This window comes from Streptomyces sp. R28, from assembly GCF_041052385.1.
In the GTDB taxonomy this organism is placed as follows: Bacteria; Actinomycetota; Actinomycetes; order Streptomycetales; family Streptomycetaceae; genus Streptomyces.
The window spans coordinates 5190909-5206044 of the sequence record NZ_CP163439.1 but is presented as its reverse complement, the minus strand read 5'-3'; the positions used below and the strand labels follow the sequence as shown (position 1 = coordinate 5206044).

At 70.9% G+C, this 15136-nt stretch carries 13 protein-coding genes; 10 read left to right on the top strand and 3 right to left on the bottom strand.

From position 1 onward, the window contains the following. Window positions 1–10: 10 nt before the first annotated feature. The gene (locus AB5J49_RS23100; RefSeq protein WP_369175224.1) at window positions 11–730 is read right to left on the bottom strand and encodes a siderophore-interacting protein; all 720 of its coding nucleotides are present in this window, start codon (window positions 728–730) and stop codon (window positions 11–13) included. 77 nt (window positions 731–807) lie between these two features. Between AB5J49_RS23100 and AB5J49_RS23095 the strand changes: the two genes are divergently transcribed. From AB5J49_RS23095 to AB5J49_RS23080, 4 genes are read left to right on the top strand one after another with little or no spacing between them, the layout of a single operon-like run. Beyond that, complete coding sequence (locus AB5J49_RS23095) at window positions 808–3015, top strand: penicillin acylase family protein (protein ID WP_369170519.1); 2208 nt, start codon at window positions 808–810, stop codon at window positions 3013–3015. Beyond that, entirely contained in the window at window positions 3008–3619 is a 612-nt protein-coding gene (locus AB5J49_RS23090) for a GNAT family N-acetyltransferase (RefSeq protein ID WP_369170518.1), read from the top strand. The genes AB5J49_RS23095 and AB5J49_RS23090 overlap by 8 nt, the downstream gene beginning before the upstream one ends. After that, entirely contained in the window at window positions 3616–4089 is a 474-nt protein-coding gene (locus AB5J49_RS23085; protein WP_369170517.1) for a cupin domain-containing protein, read from the top strand. Before AB5J49_RS23090 ends, AB5J49_RS23085 begins: the two co-directional genes overlap by 4 nt. Next, window positions 4086–4862 carry an SDR family NAD(P)-dependent oxidoreductase gene (locus AB5J49_RS23080; protein ID WP_369170516.1) on the top strand — a complete coding sequence of 259 codons (777 nt, stop codon included), beginning with the start codon at window positions 4086–4088 and terminating at the stop codon, window positions 4860–4862. Before AB5J49_RS23085 ends, AB5J49_RS23080 begins: the two co-directional genes overlap by 4 nt. 61 nt (window positions 4863–4923) lie before the next feature. On the opposite strand, the gene AB5J49_RS23075 is transcribed toward AB5J49_RS23080, so the two are convergent. Continuing rightward, window positions 4924–5277, bottom strand: a complete 354-nt coding sequence (locus AB5J49_RS23075; protein WP_369170515.1) for a hypothetical protein — start codon at window positions 5275–5277, stop codon at window positions 4924–4926. Between the two features lie 490 nt (window positions 5278–5767). Between AB5J49_RS23075 and AB5J49_RS23070 the strand changes: the two genes are divergently transcribed. The 6 genes from AB5J49_RS23070 (at window position 5768) to AB5J49_RS23045 (ending at window position 14309) form a co-directional block, all read left to right on the top strand. Then, on the top strand, window positions 5768–7564 hold the full coding sequence (locus AB5J49_RS23070) for a copper resistance protein CopC (RefSeq protein WP_369170514.1): 1797 nt from the start codon (window positions 5768–5770) through the stop codon (window positions 7562–7564). A gap of 220 nt (window positions 7565–7784) precedes the next feature. Continuing rightward, complete coding sequence (locus AB5J49_RS23065) at window positions 7785–9098, top strand: ABC transporter substrate-binding protein (protein WP_369170513.1); 1314 nt, start codon at window positions 7785–7787, stop codon at window positions 9096–9098. 5 nt (window positions 9099–9103) lie between these two features. Continuing rightward, a complete protein-coding gene (locus AB5J49_RS23060) occupies window positions 9104–10081 on the top strand; it encodes a carbohydrate ABC transporter permease (RefSeq protein WP_369170512.1) in 978 nt (325 codons plus the stop codon). Next, window positions 10078–10962, top strand: coding sequence for a carbohydrate ABC transporter permease (locus AB5J49_RS23055; RefSeq protein WP_369170511.1), 885 nt, complete (start codon window positions 10078–10080; stop codon window positions 10960–10962). The genes AB5J49_RS23060 and AB5J49_RS23055 overlap by 4 nt, the downstream gene beginning before the upstream one ends. A gap of 27 nt (window positions 10963–10989) precedes the next feature. After that, a complete protein-coding gene (locus tag AB5J49_RS23050; RefSeq protein ID WP_369170510.1) occupies window positions 10990–12306 on the top strand; it encodes a glycoside hydrolase family 36 protein in 1317 nt (438 codons plus the stop codon). Further along, a complete protein-coding gene (locus tag AB5J49_RS23045) occupies window positions 12303–14309 on the top strand; it encodes a beta-galactosidase (RefSeq protein WP_369170509.1) in 2007 nt (668 codons plus the stop codon). The genes AB5J49_RS23050 and AB5J49_RS23045 overlap by 4 nt, the downstream gene beginning before the upstream one ends. A gap of 99 nt (window positions 14310–14408) precedes the next feature. Here the strand turns inward: AB5J49_RS23045 and AB5J49_RS23040 are convergent, their stop codons facing one another. Continuing rightward, a complete protein-coding gene (locus AB5J49_RS23040; RefSeq protein WP_369170508.1) occupies window positions 14409–15077 on the bottom strand; it encodes a class I SAM-dependent methyltransferase in 669 nt (222 codons plus the stop codon). Window positions 15078–15136: the final 59 nt, after the last annotated feature.

Below are 15136 nucleotides of genomic sequence, written 5' to 3'. Positions count from 1 at the left end.
GGTTGTGCGGTCAGGGCCGCCAGTACCCCAGCGCGTTCACCCGCTGCTTCGGCAGCCCCAGTTCCCTGCGGACGTACGACGTGAGGGCGCGGGTCGTCGCCGTGTCGCAGGCGATCCAGACGTACGGGTCCGGGGTGCCGTCGAGGAGGCCGGGCAGGGCGGCCTTCACCTGGGCGACCAGGTGGGCGCCGGAGTCGCGGCGGGGGACCTTTCGCACCTCGTGGCGGGACGGTTCGGTGCGGAAGGGCAGGTCGTCCTGCTCGCCCTCGAACCAGACCGTCACCGGTGCCGAGTCCAGGGTGGAGAGCAGGGAGTTGAGGGCGGGGAGGGAGGCGGGGTCGGCGACGGCGAACACGTGGGAGGGGGCGGGGTCGGGGTCGGTGAACCCCGTGCCGTGGATGGTCGCCTCGATCGTGTCGCCGGGCTTCGCCGCCCGCGCCCAGTCGCTGGCGCAGCCCTCGTGCAGGGCGAACTCCAGGCTGAAGGTGCCGGCCGCCGGGTCCGGGTCGACCAGGGTGTAGGCGCGCTGGTGGGGCTTGCCCGCGTTGTCGAACCAGAGTCGGACCCACATCGTTGGGTGTGCGCCCGTCGCCGCCAGCATGCCGCCGTCCGTGAGGTGGACGCGGCGGTAGTGCTCGGTGACGTCCTCGGCGCCCGTCACCGTGAACACGAAGTCCTTCGCGCGCAGCAGCTTCAGGACCGCGCCCTCCCAGCCGTGCCCCTGCACCATGGCTTGTTCACCCTTCACGTACCATTCCTGCCCCAATGACTTAGGCAAGGCTAACCTAAAGTAAAGGAGGGGCACAGGTGACCGGCGAGATCTTCCGTGATGCCTGGGGCATTCCGCATCTTCGCGCGGGCGACGCGACGGCACTCGCCCGGGTGCAGGGCCGCGTCACCGCCCTCGACCGGGCCTGGCAGCTGGAGGTGGAGCGGCACCGGGCGCAGGGCACCTCCGCGTCCTTCCTCGGCGGCGAGGCCCTGCCCTGGGACCGGTTCGTCAGACGGGCCCGCCTCGACGACACGGCGAGACGCTGTTTCGCGGAGCTGGAGAGACGGGACGCGGAGACCGCGGGGTGGGTGCGGGCGTACGTCGACGGGGTGAACGAGGGACTGACCGAGGGGGCCCGTCGTACGCCGGAGTTCGCGCGGAGCGGGCTCACCCCGGGGCGTTGGGAGCCCTGGACCCCGCTCGGCGTCTGGCTCGGCATCCACATCCTCTTCGCGGGCTTCCCGGCCAAGCTCTGGCGCGAGCAGGTGGTACGGCATCTCGGCGCAGACGCGGTCGCGCTGTTCGCCGCCGACGGGCCCGGCACCTCCGGCAGCAACGGCTGGCTGGTGAGCGGCGAGCGGACCGTCACCGGGCACGCGATCATCGCCGGTGACCCGCACCGCTTCATCGAGGACCCCGGCGTCTACCAGCAGATCCACCTCTCCTGCCCCGAGTTCGACGTCGTCGGCCTCGCCGTCCCGGGCATCCCCGGCATCGCCCACTTCGGCCACACCGGCACGGTCGCCTGGGCCATCACCAACGCCATGGCCGACTACCAGGACCTGTACCGGGAGCGGTTGCGGCGTACGGGGGCGGGGGTGGAGGCCCTGGGCCCGGACGGGGTGTGGCGTCGCGCGGCGCGGCACACCGAGAGGGTGGAGGTGGCGGGGGAGGAGCCGGTCGAGGTCGAGGTGATCGAGACGGAGCGGGGGCCGGTGGTCATCGGGGGGCCGGAGGGGTTGGAGAGCGGGGTGGCCGAGGTGGCCGAGGTGGCCGAAGTGGATGCGGCGGGCGCGGGTGGTGGGTTGCTCGCCCCCGCCCCCGCTATCCGTTCCCGTCAAGCTCCCCCGGAGGGGGGACCCCCGGACGGGCTGACGACCCCTCTCGCCGTCGCCCTGCGCTACCCGCCCCGCGTCACCGGCGACCTCGGCTTCAGCGCGCTCCTCCCCCTCCTGCGCGCCCGCTGCGTCGCCGACGTCGACCGTGCCCTCGACTTTTGGGCCGAGCCCGTCAACGTCGCCCAGGCCGCCGACACCGAGGGCGGCCTGCTGCACCGCGTCGCCGGAACGGTGCCGGTGCGCTCCGAGGCCAACCGCACCCGGCTCGTGCCCGCCTGGGAGCCCGGCCACGACTGGCACGGTCGGCACGAGACGCCGCGCGGCGGGCTCACCGACGGCATCGCCGCCATGGCCAACCAGCGCGGCATCGCCGCACCCCTGGGCGTCGAGTTCGCCCCGCCCCATCGCGCGGACCGCATCACGGCGCTGCTGGGGGAGAAGGAGCGCTGGTCGGCCGCCGACATGCCGGCGATCCACATGGACACGCAACTGGCCTCCGCAGCCCCCCTGTTGGACCTCCTGAGCTCCGTCGACCCCCTCACCCCCGAGGCCGCCCGCATCCGGCAGACCCTCCTGACCTGGGACCGCCGCATGGACGCGAGCAGCGAGGCCGCGGCGGTGTACGCGGCGGTGCGCGGGGCGGTCGTACGACGACTCGCCGCCCACCCCGCCTTCGCCGCGCTGTCGGCCCCGCCCGCCTACCCGGAGGTCCTGCTCCCCTGGCTGGCCCTGCTCCCGCGCGTCGGCTTCGCCCTCGAACACCTGCTGCGCGCCGAGGAGTTGGAGGAGTCGTACGGCATCGACCGCGCTGAGGCCGTACGCGCGGCGGTGGAGGAGGTGGCCGCCCGGCAGCCCACCGGAACCTGGGGCGACACCCATCGCCTCGCCCCCTGGCGGGCGTTGCCGACGACCTCCCACGACGAGCCCGGCCTCTCCGGCGACCACGACTGCGTGCTGTGCACCTCCGCCGTACCCGGCCTCACCGACCTGAGCGCACGCGGCCCGGCCGCCCGCTACGTCTGGGACCTGGCCGACCGCGAGGCCAGCCGCTGGGTGGTCCCGCTCGGCGCGTCCGGCATCCCCGGCTCACCCCACCACCGCGACCAACTCCCCCTGTGGATCAAGGGAGATCTGGCCCCGGTCGTCACCGATTTCACCCGGCTCGAGAAGGAGTCCGATGTCTGAGCTGCCCGCGGTCGTCCGCCCACCGGTCCACGAGGAGGTGGTGGACGGCTTCGGCACCGTCCGCGTCCGGCCCGTCGACCCGCACGCCGACGCCGAGGTGATCCACGGCTGGGTCAGCGAGGAACGGGCCGCCTTCTGGGGCATGAACGCACTGGCCAGGGACCAGGTGGCCGAGATCTACGCCCACCTGGACACCCTCGACACCCACCACGCCCTCTTGGTCGTACGGGACGCCGACCCGGTCGCGCTGCTCCAGACGTACGAGCCGGAGGCCGACCGCGTCGGCGAGTGCTACGACGTCCGCCCCGGCGACATCGGCGTCCACCTGCTGCTCGCCCCGGCCGGTTCGGCGGGCGCACGGCCGGGCTGGACGTCGGCGCTGCTGACGGTCATCACGTCGTACGTCTTCCTCACCCTGGACCGGCAGCGGGTGGTGGTGGACCCCGACGTACGCAACGAGAAGGCCGTCGCCCGTTTCCTCAAGCAGGGCTTCACGGCGGGCCCGGTGGTCGTGCTGCCGGAGGTCGACCTCCCGGACGTGTACATCCCGCGGAAGGACGCCCAACTCGCCTTCCTGGACCGCGAGGTAGCCTTCCCGGCGTGACCCCTGATGACCTCGTCGCGCACTACGCACTGGAGCCGATCCCGCGCGAGGGCGGCCTGTTCCGGCGTACCTGGGCGGGGCCGGAGCTGGCCGACGGGCGCCCGCAGGGCTCGGCGATCGTGGTGCTGCTCACCGCGGACGACTTCTCCGCCCTGCACCGCCTGCCGTCCGACGAGGTCTGGCACTTCTATCTGGGCGACCCCTTGGAACTGCTGCTCCTCGCCCCCGACGGCACATCACGCACCGCCGTGCTCGGCCCCGGCCTCCTGCACGGCCAGCACATCCAGCTCACCGTCCCCGCCGGTACCTGGATGGGCGCCCGGGTGGCGGCGGGCGGGTCCTGGACCTTCTTCGGCTGCACGATGGCGCCGGGCTTCACCTACGAGGGCTACGAGCACGGTGACTTGGCGGACCTCACGGCGCGCTATCCCGCCGAGGCCGCCCGGATCGCGGGACTGTGCCGTCCATGAGCGGACTCAGTGGGCTCCTCGAAGGGCAGGTCGCCCTGGTCACGGGGGCGGGCGGCGGCATCGGGCGCGGGATCGCGCTGCGGTTCGCCCAGGAGGGGGCGGCGGTCGTGCTTCACTGCCGTACGGCGGTGGAGGCGGCGGGGGAAGTGGCGTCAGGTATCCGGGAATCGGGTGGGCGGGCCGTGGTGCTGCGCGGCGACCTGACGGATGAGGAGGAGTGCCGGCGGGTGGTGGCCGAGGCCGCCGAGTGGGGTGACGGGCGACTGACGGCGCTGGTCAACAACGCGGGCGTACAACCGACCCAGGAGCTGCGGGGCATGACCGTGGCGCAGTGGCGGGCGGTCGTGGACACCAACCTGTCCAGCGTCTTCGCATGCACGCAGGCCGCGGTCGAGATCATGCGGGAGCAGGACGGCGGCGGTTCGGTCACCCACATCGCCTCCGTCGAGGCGACCCACCCGGCACCCCTGCACGCCCACTACTCCGCCTCCAAGGCAGCGGTACGGACGCACGCCCGCTCGGCCGCCCTGGAGTACGGCCCCCTCGGCATCCGCGTCAACACGGTCTCGCCCGGGCTGATCCACCGGGAAGGGCTGGAGGAGGCGTGGCCGGAGGGGGTACGCCGGTGGGAACGGGCGGCGCCGACGGGGAGGTTGGGGCGGCCGGAGGACGTGGGGGACGCTTGCGTGTTCCTGGCGTCGGGGCTGGCATCCTGGATCACGGGGCATGACCTGGTGGTGGACGGTGGGGTGTCGGCGCGGCCGACTTGGTGAGCGTGGGGAGGGCCACCGTCCCAGGCGGCAAGCCAGACAGGTTGCTCCGGTGGGCGAAGGGCTATGCGCCTGCCGGCTCAGAGGCTTCCTCGACTGCTCGCTTGCCATGACCGATGGTCATGGACCAGCGCACGGTCGTCGGTGCTTCGACGGAGACGGTCCCCTTGTCGTCCGCTCCAGCGATGTCCACCTGGTGGTGGATGGTGCTCACTTCGCTGTCGAGGCATTCCAGTGGAAAGAAGAGGTCAGTGGGGCGCACAGTGACGTTGATGGTCCCTTCGCCCTGGCATCGCACCGCGACGATGAGCGCGTCGCCCTTCTTTCCCTTGCCGAACTCGAGGCTGCGATTACCGCGCGTCTCACTCTGCTCCACGGCAATGGTCTCGGTCGCGTCCAGCTCTGGAGGCTGCGCCACGGACGGCTGGCTCGCGTCGTCGGACGGGGCGGCCTCTGTCTCCCTCTCCTGGCTGGGCGCGGAGGACTTCGTGGGCTCCTCCGCCCGGGAGTCGTCTGCGGAGCAAGCAGTCGCGGAAAACACCGCAACAGCCGAGAGAAGGCTCAGGGCGGCCAGAGTTCGGCGAGACATGTCAATTCTCCCAGAGGTGGCGTGATATCGGTAGCCGGGCTTACATGCCGCACCGCGGGTGACCGCATCGTTCGCAGCTGTTGCGATCATGACCGTGTGAGCGACCGATGCAAAGCGATTCCTCAGGTTCTGAGGGGGACTTGAGGCTTGCGCGGTCCAAGGGGCGAAACCACCGCCGGGCGCTGAGTCCGAAGGCCTTCACATCCGTACATTCCCCCGAGGCCTCAAGTCCGACGACGGAGATGTGACACACGTGGGGTGCGATGACCGACGACAACCGCGGCGCCGGGCCAAAGGGCGGCGAGGAGTTCAGCGGCTGGTGCTGCTGGGCCCCCTGCTGGTCCTGCTCCTCCTCGGCGGCACGGGACCCGCGTCGGCCCACGCCGCCCTCCGCGCCACCGACCCCGAGGACGGCGCCCTCCTCAAGTCGGCCCCTCGCCACCTCACCCTGACCTTCACGGAGTCCGTCGGCCTGCTCGACGACTCCTTCCGCGTCCTGGATCCCGACGGCCGCCGCCTGCGCACGGGTGAGCCACAGCATGCCCAGGACGGCAGCGACACCGCGCGCGTGACGTTGCCCGCGAAGCTCGCCCAGGGGACGTACACCGTCGCCTGGCGGGTGGTGTCGGCCGACAGTCACCCGGTCTCCGGGGCGTTCACCTTCTCCGTCGGCAAACGCTCCCTCACCACGGCCACCGTGGACACCGGCCGCGTCGAGGACCCGGCGACCAAGGCCCTCTACAACATCGCCCGGTACCTGGCCTACCTCGCCGCCGCCCTGCTCATCGGCACGGCGACGTTCATGGCGGTCTGCCGTCCGCCGGACGCCCCCGTGCTCCACCGGCTGCTCAGGACGGGCTGGTGGACCCTCCTCGTGGCCACCCTCGCCCTGCTGGTGCTGCGCGCCCCGTACGAGACGGGCGAGGGCCCCCTGGGGTCCCTGAGCGCCGATTCCTTCAGCCGGACCCTGGTCAGCCGCCCGGGCACGGTCCTGCTCGCCCGGCTGGGTCTGCTGGCGGTGGGCGCCGGCTATCTCGTACGACTGGCCAGGCGACGTCAGCCCTACGGCTGGTCCGGCGCCGCCCTCGCCGTGGGTCTCGCCGTGACCTGGGCCGCCGGCGAGCACGCCTCCGCGGGCATCCAGGTGCCGGTCGCCATGGCGTCCTCGGCCCTGCACCTGCTGGCCACGGCGGTATGGCTGGGCGGCCTCACCGCCCTGGTCGTGACGCTGTACCGGTCGGCCCACCTGACCCCGGCCACCGTCACCCGCTTCTCCCGCCTCGCCTTCGCTTCCGTGACCGTCCTGGTCGTCACCGGCGTCTACCAGTCCTGGCGCGGCCTCGGCTCCTGGGGCGCGCTCACCGGCACGACGTACGGCAGGCTCCTGACCCTCAAGCTGGCCGCGGTGGCCCTGCTCCTCGGGGCGGCGGCCCTCTCGCGTCGCTGGACGGCGCGGCTGGCGACGGTCGACGCGGAGGCGGTCGGACAGGAGCGAGAGCGGGAACGCGAGCGGGAGCGGGAACGCGAGCGGGAGCGGGAACGGGTGCCTGAGTCGGTCGGTGGGCCGTCCTCGTCGTCGGCGGCGGCGGCGCCGGAGCCGGCGTCCGTGTCGGCCGACGTGTCGCCTCCCACGGACCCGCACCGCCGTGCCCTGCGCCGTTCCGTCCTCGCCGAAGTCGCCGTCGGCGCCCTCGTGCTCGCGTTCACCACGATCCTCACCAGCACGTTGCCCGGGCGGGCGGAGGCCGAGGCGGCGGCGGGGGCGCCCGCGGTGGTCGGGGCGTCCGTCACCACTGTGCCCTTCGACGTCGGCACCCCTGGCGGCCGGGGCAAGGTGCAGATCACCCTCGACCCGGGCCGGGTCGGCGACAACTCGATCGAGGCCCTCGTCTACGGCCCCGACGGCGGCGTCTCCATCGTCCCCGAACTGCGCGTCTCCTTCACCCAGCCGGCCAAGGACATCGGCCCCCTCGACGCCGAGCTCGCCGACAAGGGCGGCTACTGGAGCAACAGCTTCCTCAACCTGCCCATCGCCGGGACGTGGGAGATGAAGGTGACCGTACGGACGTCGGAGGTCGACCAGGTGAGTGAGACCAGGTCGGTCGTCGTGCGCTAGAGGAGCGCGCTCGCGCTGGGCGGTTCGGATCATCCGGGGCATCAAGATCGGTTCGAGATATCGGTCACGTTTCCGAAACAGCGATCGACATCTCTTGACGCATGACCTGACATACGGCTGTTATTGCGCCACCGTGTTCGTTCAAGTTGATTTCTGATCGGTTACGACGGACTTCAGCTAGCCCACCCTCATGATCGAACCCTGTCATCAGGAGCCGTAGATGCAGCACTTCACCCCCTCCGGTCTCTCACTGCCCTCGCCGAGTCGCCGCACCCTGCTGCGCGGCATCGGCGGCGCCGCCGTTCTCGGCGCCGGCGTTCCGCTGCTCAGCGCCTGCGGTGGCAGCGGTACGGCCAGTGACCCGAAGACCGTCACCCTCGGCTCCAAGGCGTCCGACCCGGTGCCGAAGAAGGCGTTCGCCGACATCTACGCGGCCTACAAGAAGAAGTCCGGCATCACGGTCGACGTGAACACCAAGGACTCCAACACCTTCCAGGAGCAGATCAACTCCTACCTCCAGGGCACGCCGGACGACGTGTTCACCTGGTTCGCCGGCTACCGGATGCAGTTCTTCGCGGCCAAGGGTCTGGCCACCCCGATCGACGACGTGTGGAAGACCATCGGGGGCAACTTCCCCGAGGCGATGCACAAGCTCAGCAAGGGCGAGGACGGCAAGTACTACTTCGTGCCGCTGTACACGTACCCGTGGGCGATCTTCTACCGGAAGAGCGTCTTCAAGGAGAAGGGCTACGAAGTCCCCACCAAGTGGGACGACTTCGTCGCCCTGTGCAAGCAGATGAAGAAGGACGGCCTCGTCCCGATCGCCTTCGGCGACAAGGACGCCTGGCCCGCGCTCGGCACCTTCGACCAGATCAACTTCCGCCAGAACGGCTACGACTTCCACGTCGAGCTGATGGCGGGCAAGGCCTCCTGGACCGACGCCAAGGTCCGCAAGGCCTTCGACACGTGGGCCGAGATCCTCCCCTACCACCAGGAGGGCGCCGTCGGCCGCACCTGGCAGGACGCGGCCCAGACGCTCGCCGCCAAGAAGGCCGGCATGTATCTGCTCGGCACCTTCGTGGCCCAGCAGTTCACGAACAAGGCCGACCTGGACGACCTGGACTTCTTCGCCTTCCCGGAGATCGACCCGGCGTACGGGCAGGACACCGTCGAGGCGCCGACCGACGGCTTCATGATGAGCAAGAGCCCGAAGAACAAGGCCGAGGCGGTCAAGCTGCTTCAGTACCTGGGCACTTCGGACGCCGAGGGCATCTACCTCAAGTCCGACCCGAGCGTGGTCCACGCCTCCACCAAGGCCGACACGTCGTCGTACACGCCTCTGCAGAAGAAGGCGTACGACATGATCGCGGGCGCCAAGTCCCTGACCCAGTTCATGGACCGTGACAGCCGGCCGGACTTCACCTCCACGGTGATGCAGCCCGCGCTGCAGAAGTTCATCCGCGACCCCAAGGGCGTCGACAGCCTCCTGGCGTCGATCGAGCGCCAGAAGAAGACGATCTTCGCGTCCGGCTGATCGACATGACCACGGAAACCACCAAGGAGACCCCGGAGGCGGCCGCCGTGCCGCCTTCGGGCGCTGCCCCCGCCAAGAAGGTGCCCCAGGGGCACCGCCGTCTGCTGACCCGCCGCGACCGGCTCACCCTCGGTCTGATGGCGGGCCTGCCGACCATCCTGCACATCGCCCTCGTGTGGGTGACGGCCCTCGCCTCCATCGCGCTGGCCTTCACCACCTGGGACGGCATCGGCTTCGACTCGATCCAGTGGGTCGGGCTGCAGAACTTCAAGGAACTCTTCGAGCAGAACCCGCAGTTCTGGCCCGCCGTCCAGCACAACGTCATCTGGTTCGTCGTCCTGATCGTGATCCCGACGCCGCTGGGTCTGTTCCTGGCCGTGCAGCTGGACAAGAACATCCGGTTCAGCCGGGTGTACCAGACCGCCTTCTTCCTGCCCGTCGTGATGTCGATGGCCGTCATCGGCTTCGTCTGGCAGCTGATCTACAACCCCGACACCGGCCTGATCAACAGCATCATCGGGGCCAACGAGCCCGGCAAGTACATCGACTGGATCGGCGACCCGGACCTCAACCTCTGGGCGATCCTCGTCGCCGCGTCCTGGCGCCACGCCGGCTACATGATGATCCTCTACCTGGCCGGCCTGAAGGGCGTCGACCCCTCGCTGCGGGAGGCGTCCGCGCTCGACGGGGCGAGCGAGTGGCAGACGTTCAAGAACGTCATCTTCCCGACGCTGCGGCCCACCAACACGGTCGTGCTGGTCGTCACCATCATCGAGGCCCTGCGCGCCTTCGACCTGGTCTTCGTCTTCAACAAGGGCGCCGAGGGCACCGAGCTGCTCTCGATCCTGGTCACCAACAACATCATCGGCGAGTCCAGCCGCATCGGATACGGCTCCGCGATCGCGGTCGTCCTGCTGCTGATCTCGCTCGTCGTGATCATTCCCTACCTGGTGGCCACCTTCCGGAAGGAGCGGCGCGCATGAGCACCTCCGTCGTGACCAAGGTCCGCACGCCCATCCGCCCGGCCCGGATCCTGCTGCATGTCTTCCTCGCGGGCGCGGCACTGGCCTGGCTCGCGCCGCTGCTGTGGGCGCTGTACTCGGCCATGCGGCCGTACGCGGAGACGAGTGAGAAGGGATACGTGTCCTGGCCGGACACGCTGAACTTCGACAACTTCACGAATGCGTTCACGCAGTCGGACATGAGCCACTACTTCGTCAACACGATGATCATCGCCGTCCCGGCGGTGCTGGTGACGCTGTTCCTGTCGTCGATGGTCGCCTTCTACGTCAGCCGCTTCGACTTCCGGCTCAACCTCGCGCTGCTGCTGGTCTTCACCGCGGGCAACCTGCTCCCCCAGCAGGTCATCATCACCCCGCTGTACCGGCTGTACCTGCTGATCGACCTGCCCGGCATCACCATGTCCGGCAAGCTCTACGACTCCGCCCTCGGCCTGGTCCTCATCCACGTCGCGTTCCAGTCGGGCTTCTGCGCCTTCGTGCTCAGCAACTACATGCGCACGCTGCCGCACGAGCTGACCGAGGCCGCCCTGGTGGACGGCGCCTCGGTGTGGCGGCAGTACTGGCAGATCGTGCTGCCGCTGTGCCGCCCGGCGATGGCGGCCCTGGCGACGCTGCTGTCCATCTGGATCTACAACGACTTCTTCTGGGCCCTCGTCCTGATCTCCACCGGCGAGAACATGCCGATCACCTCGGCCCTGAACAACCTCACCGGCGCGTACTTCACCGACCCCAACCTGGTCGCCGCGGGCGCCCTGCTCACCGCGATCCCGACGCTGATCGTGTACTTCGTGCTCCAGCGGCAGTTCGTCAGCGGCCTGACGCTGGGCGCCAACAAGGGCTGACACCCTTCTGCTTGAAAGAGAACCACCGTGCCTCACCCCTTCACCCCCGTCGCCTCCGTGCCCGTGGACGCGGCTCACGCCCGCGTCCACGAGGAGGGCTGGCAGTCCTGGAGCCCCAGCGGTGCCTACGCCCTGGGTGACAAGCCGTACCGCCCGACGAACGACAACTGGGCGACGGTCTGTTACCGGTCGGGAGTCACCGTTCCCGAGGGAACCTTCCAGGGCGAGGGCCTGCTGGCCCTGGACCCCGGCGACGGCTCACCGGTCCGGCTGTGGGCGGCCGTCGAGCCCACGCGTGAAGTGCCGTCGGTCCGGCTGGTCGTCGACGGCGACACGGCGGAGGTCAGCGCCGACGGCCCGGTGAAGGAGTGGACGGGCACGGACATCCAGACGGTGTTGGGGGAGTGGGCCGCCTCGCTGGGGGTCGACTCCCCGCGCCCGGCGCCCACCGTCTGGTGCTCCTGGTACGAGTACTTCACCGCCGTCACCGAGGACGACATCCACGAGAACCTCCGTGCGATGGAGACCCTCGACCTGCCCATCGACGTCGTCCAGATCGACGACGGCTACCAGAAGGCCCTCGGCGACTGGCTCACCCTCTCCGGCCGCTTCCGCTCCCGCGCCGGCATCGCGGACGCGATCAGGGCGCGGGGCCGCCGGGCGGGCATCTGGACCGCGCCCTTCCTGGTCGACCCGGCGAGCGACCTGGCCGCCGAGCACCCTGAGTGGCTGGTCCGCGACGCGGACGGCGGCTTCACGCACGCCGGCCGCAACTGGGGCCACGACCTGCGCGTCCTGGACACCACGCACCCCGAGGCGGCGGAGTATCTGACGGACGTGTTTCGCACGCTGCGCGCCGAGGGCTACGACTACTTCAAGGTCGACTTCCTCTACGCGGGTGCGCTGGACGGCGTACGGCACGACCGGGACGCGGACGCGCTGACGGCGTACCGATCCGGCATCGAGCTGATCCGCGAGGCGATCGGCGCGGACGCCTACCTGCTGGGCTGCGGCGCCCCGATCCTGCCCTCCATCGGCCTGTTCGACGCGATGCGGGTCAGCCCCGACACGGCCCCGCACCGCCGCCCCGAGGCCGACGACTACAGCCAACCCGGCCAGGACCCGGCCGAGTTCACCGGCGTCGGCCGTCAGTGGCAGCACGGCCGCTTCTGGATCAACGACCCCGACTGTCTGATGGCCCGCCCGGCGGTGGAGACCCGCGAGCAGTGGGCGGCGCACGTGGAGGCGACGGGCGGCCTGATGGCGTCCAGCGACCGCCTGCTGTCGCTGGACGAGTGGGGCGTGGCCACGACCCGCCGTCTCCTCGGGGGAGCTGCCCGATGAAGCGCGAGCTGTCCCTGCCCGGCATCGCCTACGGCGGCGACTACAACCCCGAGCAGTGGCCCGAGGAGGTCTGGGCCGAGGACATGCGCCTGATGCGCGAGGCCGGGGTGACCATGGTCAGCGTCGGCATCTTCTCCTGGGCGCTGCTGGAGCCCGCCGAGGGCGAGTACGACTTCTCGTTGCTGGACCGCGTCCTCGGCCTGCTGCACGAGAACGGCATCGCGGCCGACCTCGCGACCCCGACGGCGGCACCCCCGGCGTGGTTCTTCAAGGCCCACCCGCAGGCGCTGCCGGTCGACAAGGACGGCCGCGCACTGTCGTACGGCAGCCGCCAGACGTTCTGCCCGAGCAGCCCGGCGTACCGAGCGGCGGCCCTGCGGATGGCGCGGGCGCTGGCCGGACGGTACGCGGAGCACCCGGCGCTGGCGATGTGGCACGTCCACAACGAGTACGGCTGCCACAACGCGGAGTGCTACTGCGACGAGAGCGCGGCGGCTTTCCGGCGCTGGTTGAGGGCCCGGTACGGGGACGACCTGGCAGCGCTGAACGACGCCTGGGGCACCCGCTTCTGGAGCCAGTGGTACTACTCCTGGGACGAGATCCTGCCGCCCCGCCCCACGGGCGCCGTCCCGAACCCCACCCACCAGCTGGACTGGCGCCGCTTCTGCAGCGACGAGCTGCTGTCGCTGTACGAGGCGGAGCGCGAGGTCCTGCTGGAGGCGGCCCCCGCCACCCCGGCCACCACCAACTTCATGGTGATGTACAACTTCGACGCGCTGGACTACTGGCGCTGGGCCCCGAAGCTGGACATCGTCTCCAACGACCACTACCTCCAGTCCGCCGACCCCGAGTCGCAGATCGACATCGCCCTCAGCGGCGACCTGGTCCGCTCCCTCGCGGGCGGCCCGTGGCTGCTGATGGAGCACTCGACGGGCGCGGTGAACTGGCAGCCGGTGAACCGGGCGAAGGGCCCCGGCGAGCTGCGGCGCAACGCGCTGGCCCATGTGGCCCGCGGCGCGGACGGCATCGCCTACTTCCAGTGGCGTGCGGCGAAGGCGGGCGCCGAGCAGTGGCACTCGGCGATGCTCCCGCACGCGGGCACGGACAGCCAGATCTGGCGTGACGTCGTCCGACTGGGCGCGGACCTGCGGGCGTTGGCAGAGGTACGCGGCAGCGCAGGCACGGCCCAGGTGGCCATCGTCTGGGACTGGAACTCCCGCTGGGCCATGGAACTCCCCTCCCAGCCGAGCGCCGAACTGCGCTTCCAGGACCTGGTCCGCGCCTGGTACGAGCCGCTGTGGCGGTCGGGCGTGGCGGTGGACTTCGTCCGCCCGGACGCGGACCTGTCGCGGTACCGGGTGGTGTTGGCCCCCTCGCTGTACCTGGTGGACGACGAGGGCGCGAGCAACCTGACGGCCTTCGCGGAACGGGGCGGCACGCTGGCCGTCGGCTTCCACAGCGGGGCGGTCGACGAGAACTGCCATGTCCGGCTGGGCGGTTACCCGGGCGCGTTCCGGGAGGCGCTGGGGGTCAGGTCGGACGAGCTGTTCCCGCTGCTGCCCGGCGAGTCCGTGGGGCTGAGTGGTGGCGGTACGGGGGCGCTGTGGTCGGAGCGGGTACGCCTGGCCGGCGCCGAGCCGGTGGAGTCGTACACGACCGGTCCGCTGGCGGGCGTACCGGCGGTGACGCGCAACTCGTACGGCGCGGGAGTGACGTGGTACCTGGCGACGCAGCCGGATGCGGCGACGTTGGCGGAGCTGCTGGACCGCATCCGCAGGGAGGCGGGCGTGGAGCCGGTCCGTACGACGCCGCAGGGTGTCGAGGCGGTCCTGCGCCGGGGCACCGACGCCGACTACCTCTTCCTGATCAACCACACCGACCGGCCCGCCCATATCGCGGTCGCGGTGGACGCCACGGAACTGCTGACGGGCAAGCCGGTGCCGGGGGCGGTCAGCGTTCCGGCGGGGGAGACGGCGGTGGTGCGGGAGCCGCACGGGGGCTGAGCAACCGGGTCGGCGCCGCGCCGAGGCGACCTCGGCGCGGCCGGCCTTACCCATCCGTCAGGGGGAAGCGGCGAGGGCCGTCCAGACCGTGCCGATGGATCACGCGGGGTGCGCTGTAACCTCCGCGCGGACGATCAGCGTGCCGATGTGCTCGGCCTTCGGCGCGTCGAGCACGTGCGCCTCGGCCGCGGCGAAACCGGCCCGCGTCAGCAGGCGCTCCCACACCGCGGGGCGGTAGCTGTAGCGGTAGGTGTACATGGCCTTGCCCGCGAAGCCGCCCTTGTACATGCCCTGCGGACCGTAGGCGCCGGGGATGGCCGGCGGCTGGGAGAACACGAACACACCGCCCGGGTTCAGCCGCGCCCGCACGAGCGGGAAGAGACGGGACGGGTCGGCGAACCAGGCCGCTCCGAAGACCGAGTAGACGGCGTCATAGGTGTCCTCACAGGCGGCCAGCCACTCCAGGACCTCGCCACACGCGAAGACGGCGCCGGTGTCCGCCCACCGGGCGGTGCTCCTCCTCACCATGACCGGGGAGAGGTCGACGCCGTGCGCGGTGATGCCGCGCCGGGCGAGGCAGGCGAGGGCACGGCCGGTACCGCAGCCGATCTCCAGCACGCTGCGTGGGTTGCCGAGCAGTTCGGGGCCGGGACCGTGGCCGGTGTACTGCGTCCAGTGGAACACCGGCTCGGCGTCCTGCTTGAAGGCCGACTCGGCGTAGGCGTCCCACAGTTCGGTCTCGGCGGGGATGTCGTGCGGTACGGGCACGGTACGTGTCCTCTTCGCGGGGAAGGGCGGCCCTGACCTCGGGTGGGTTGAGGGCAGGG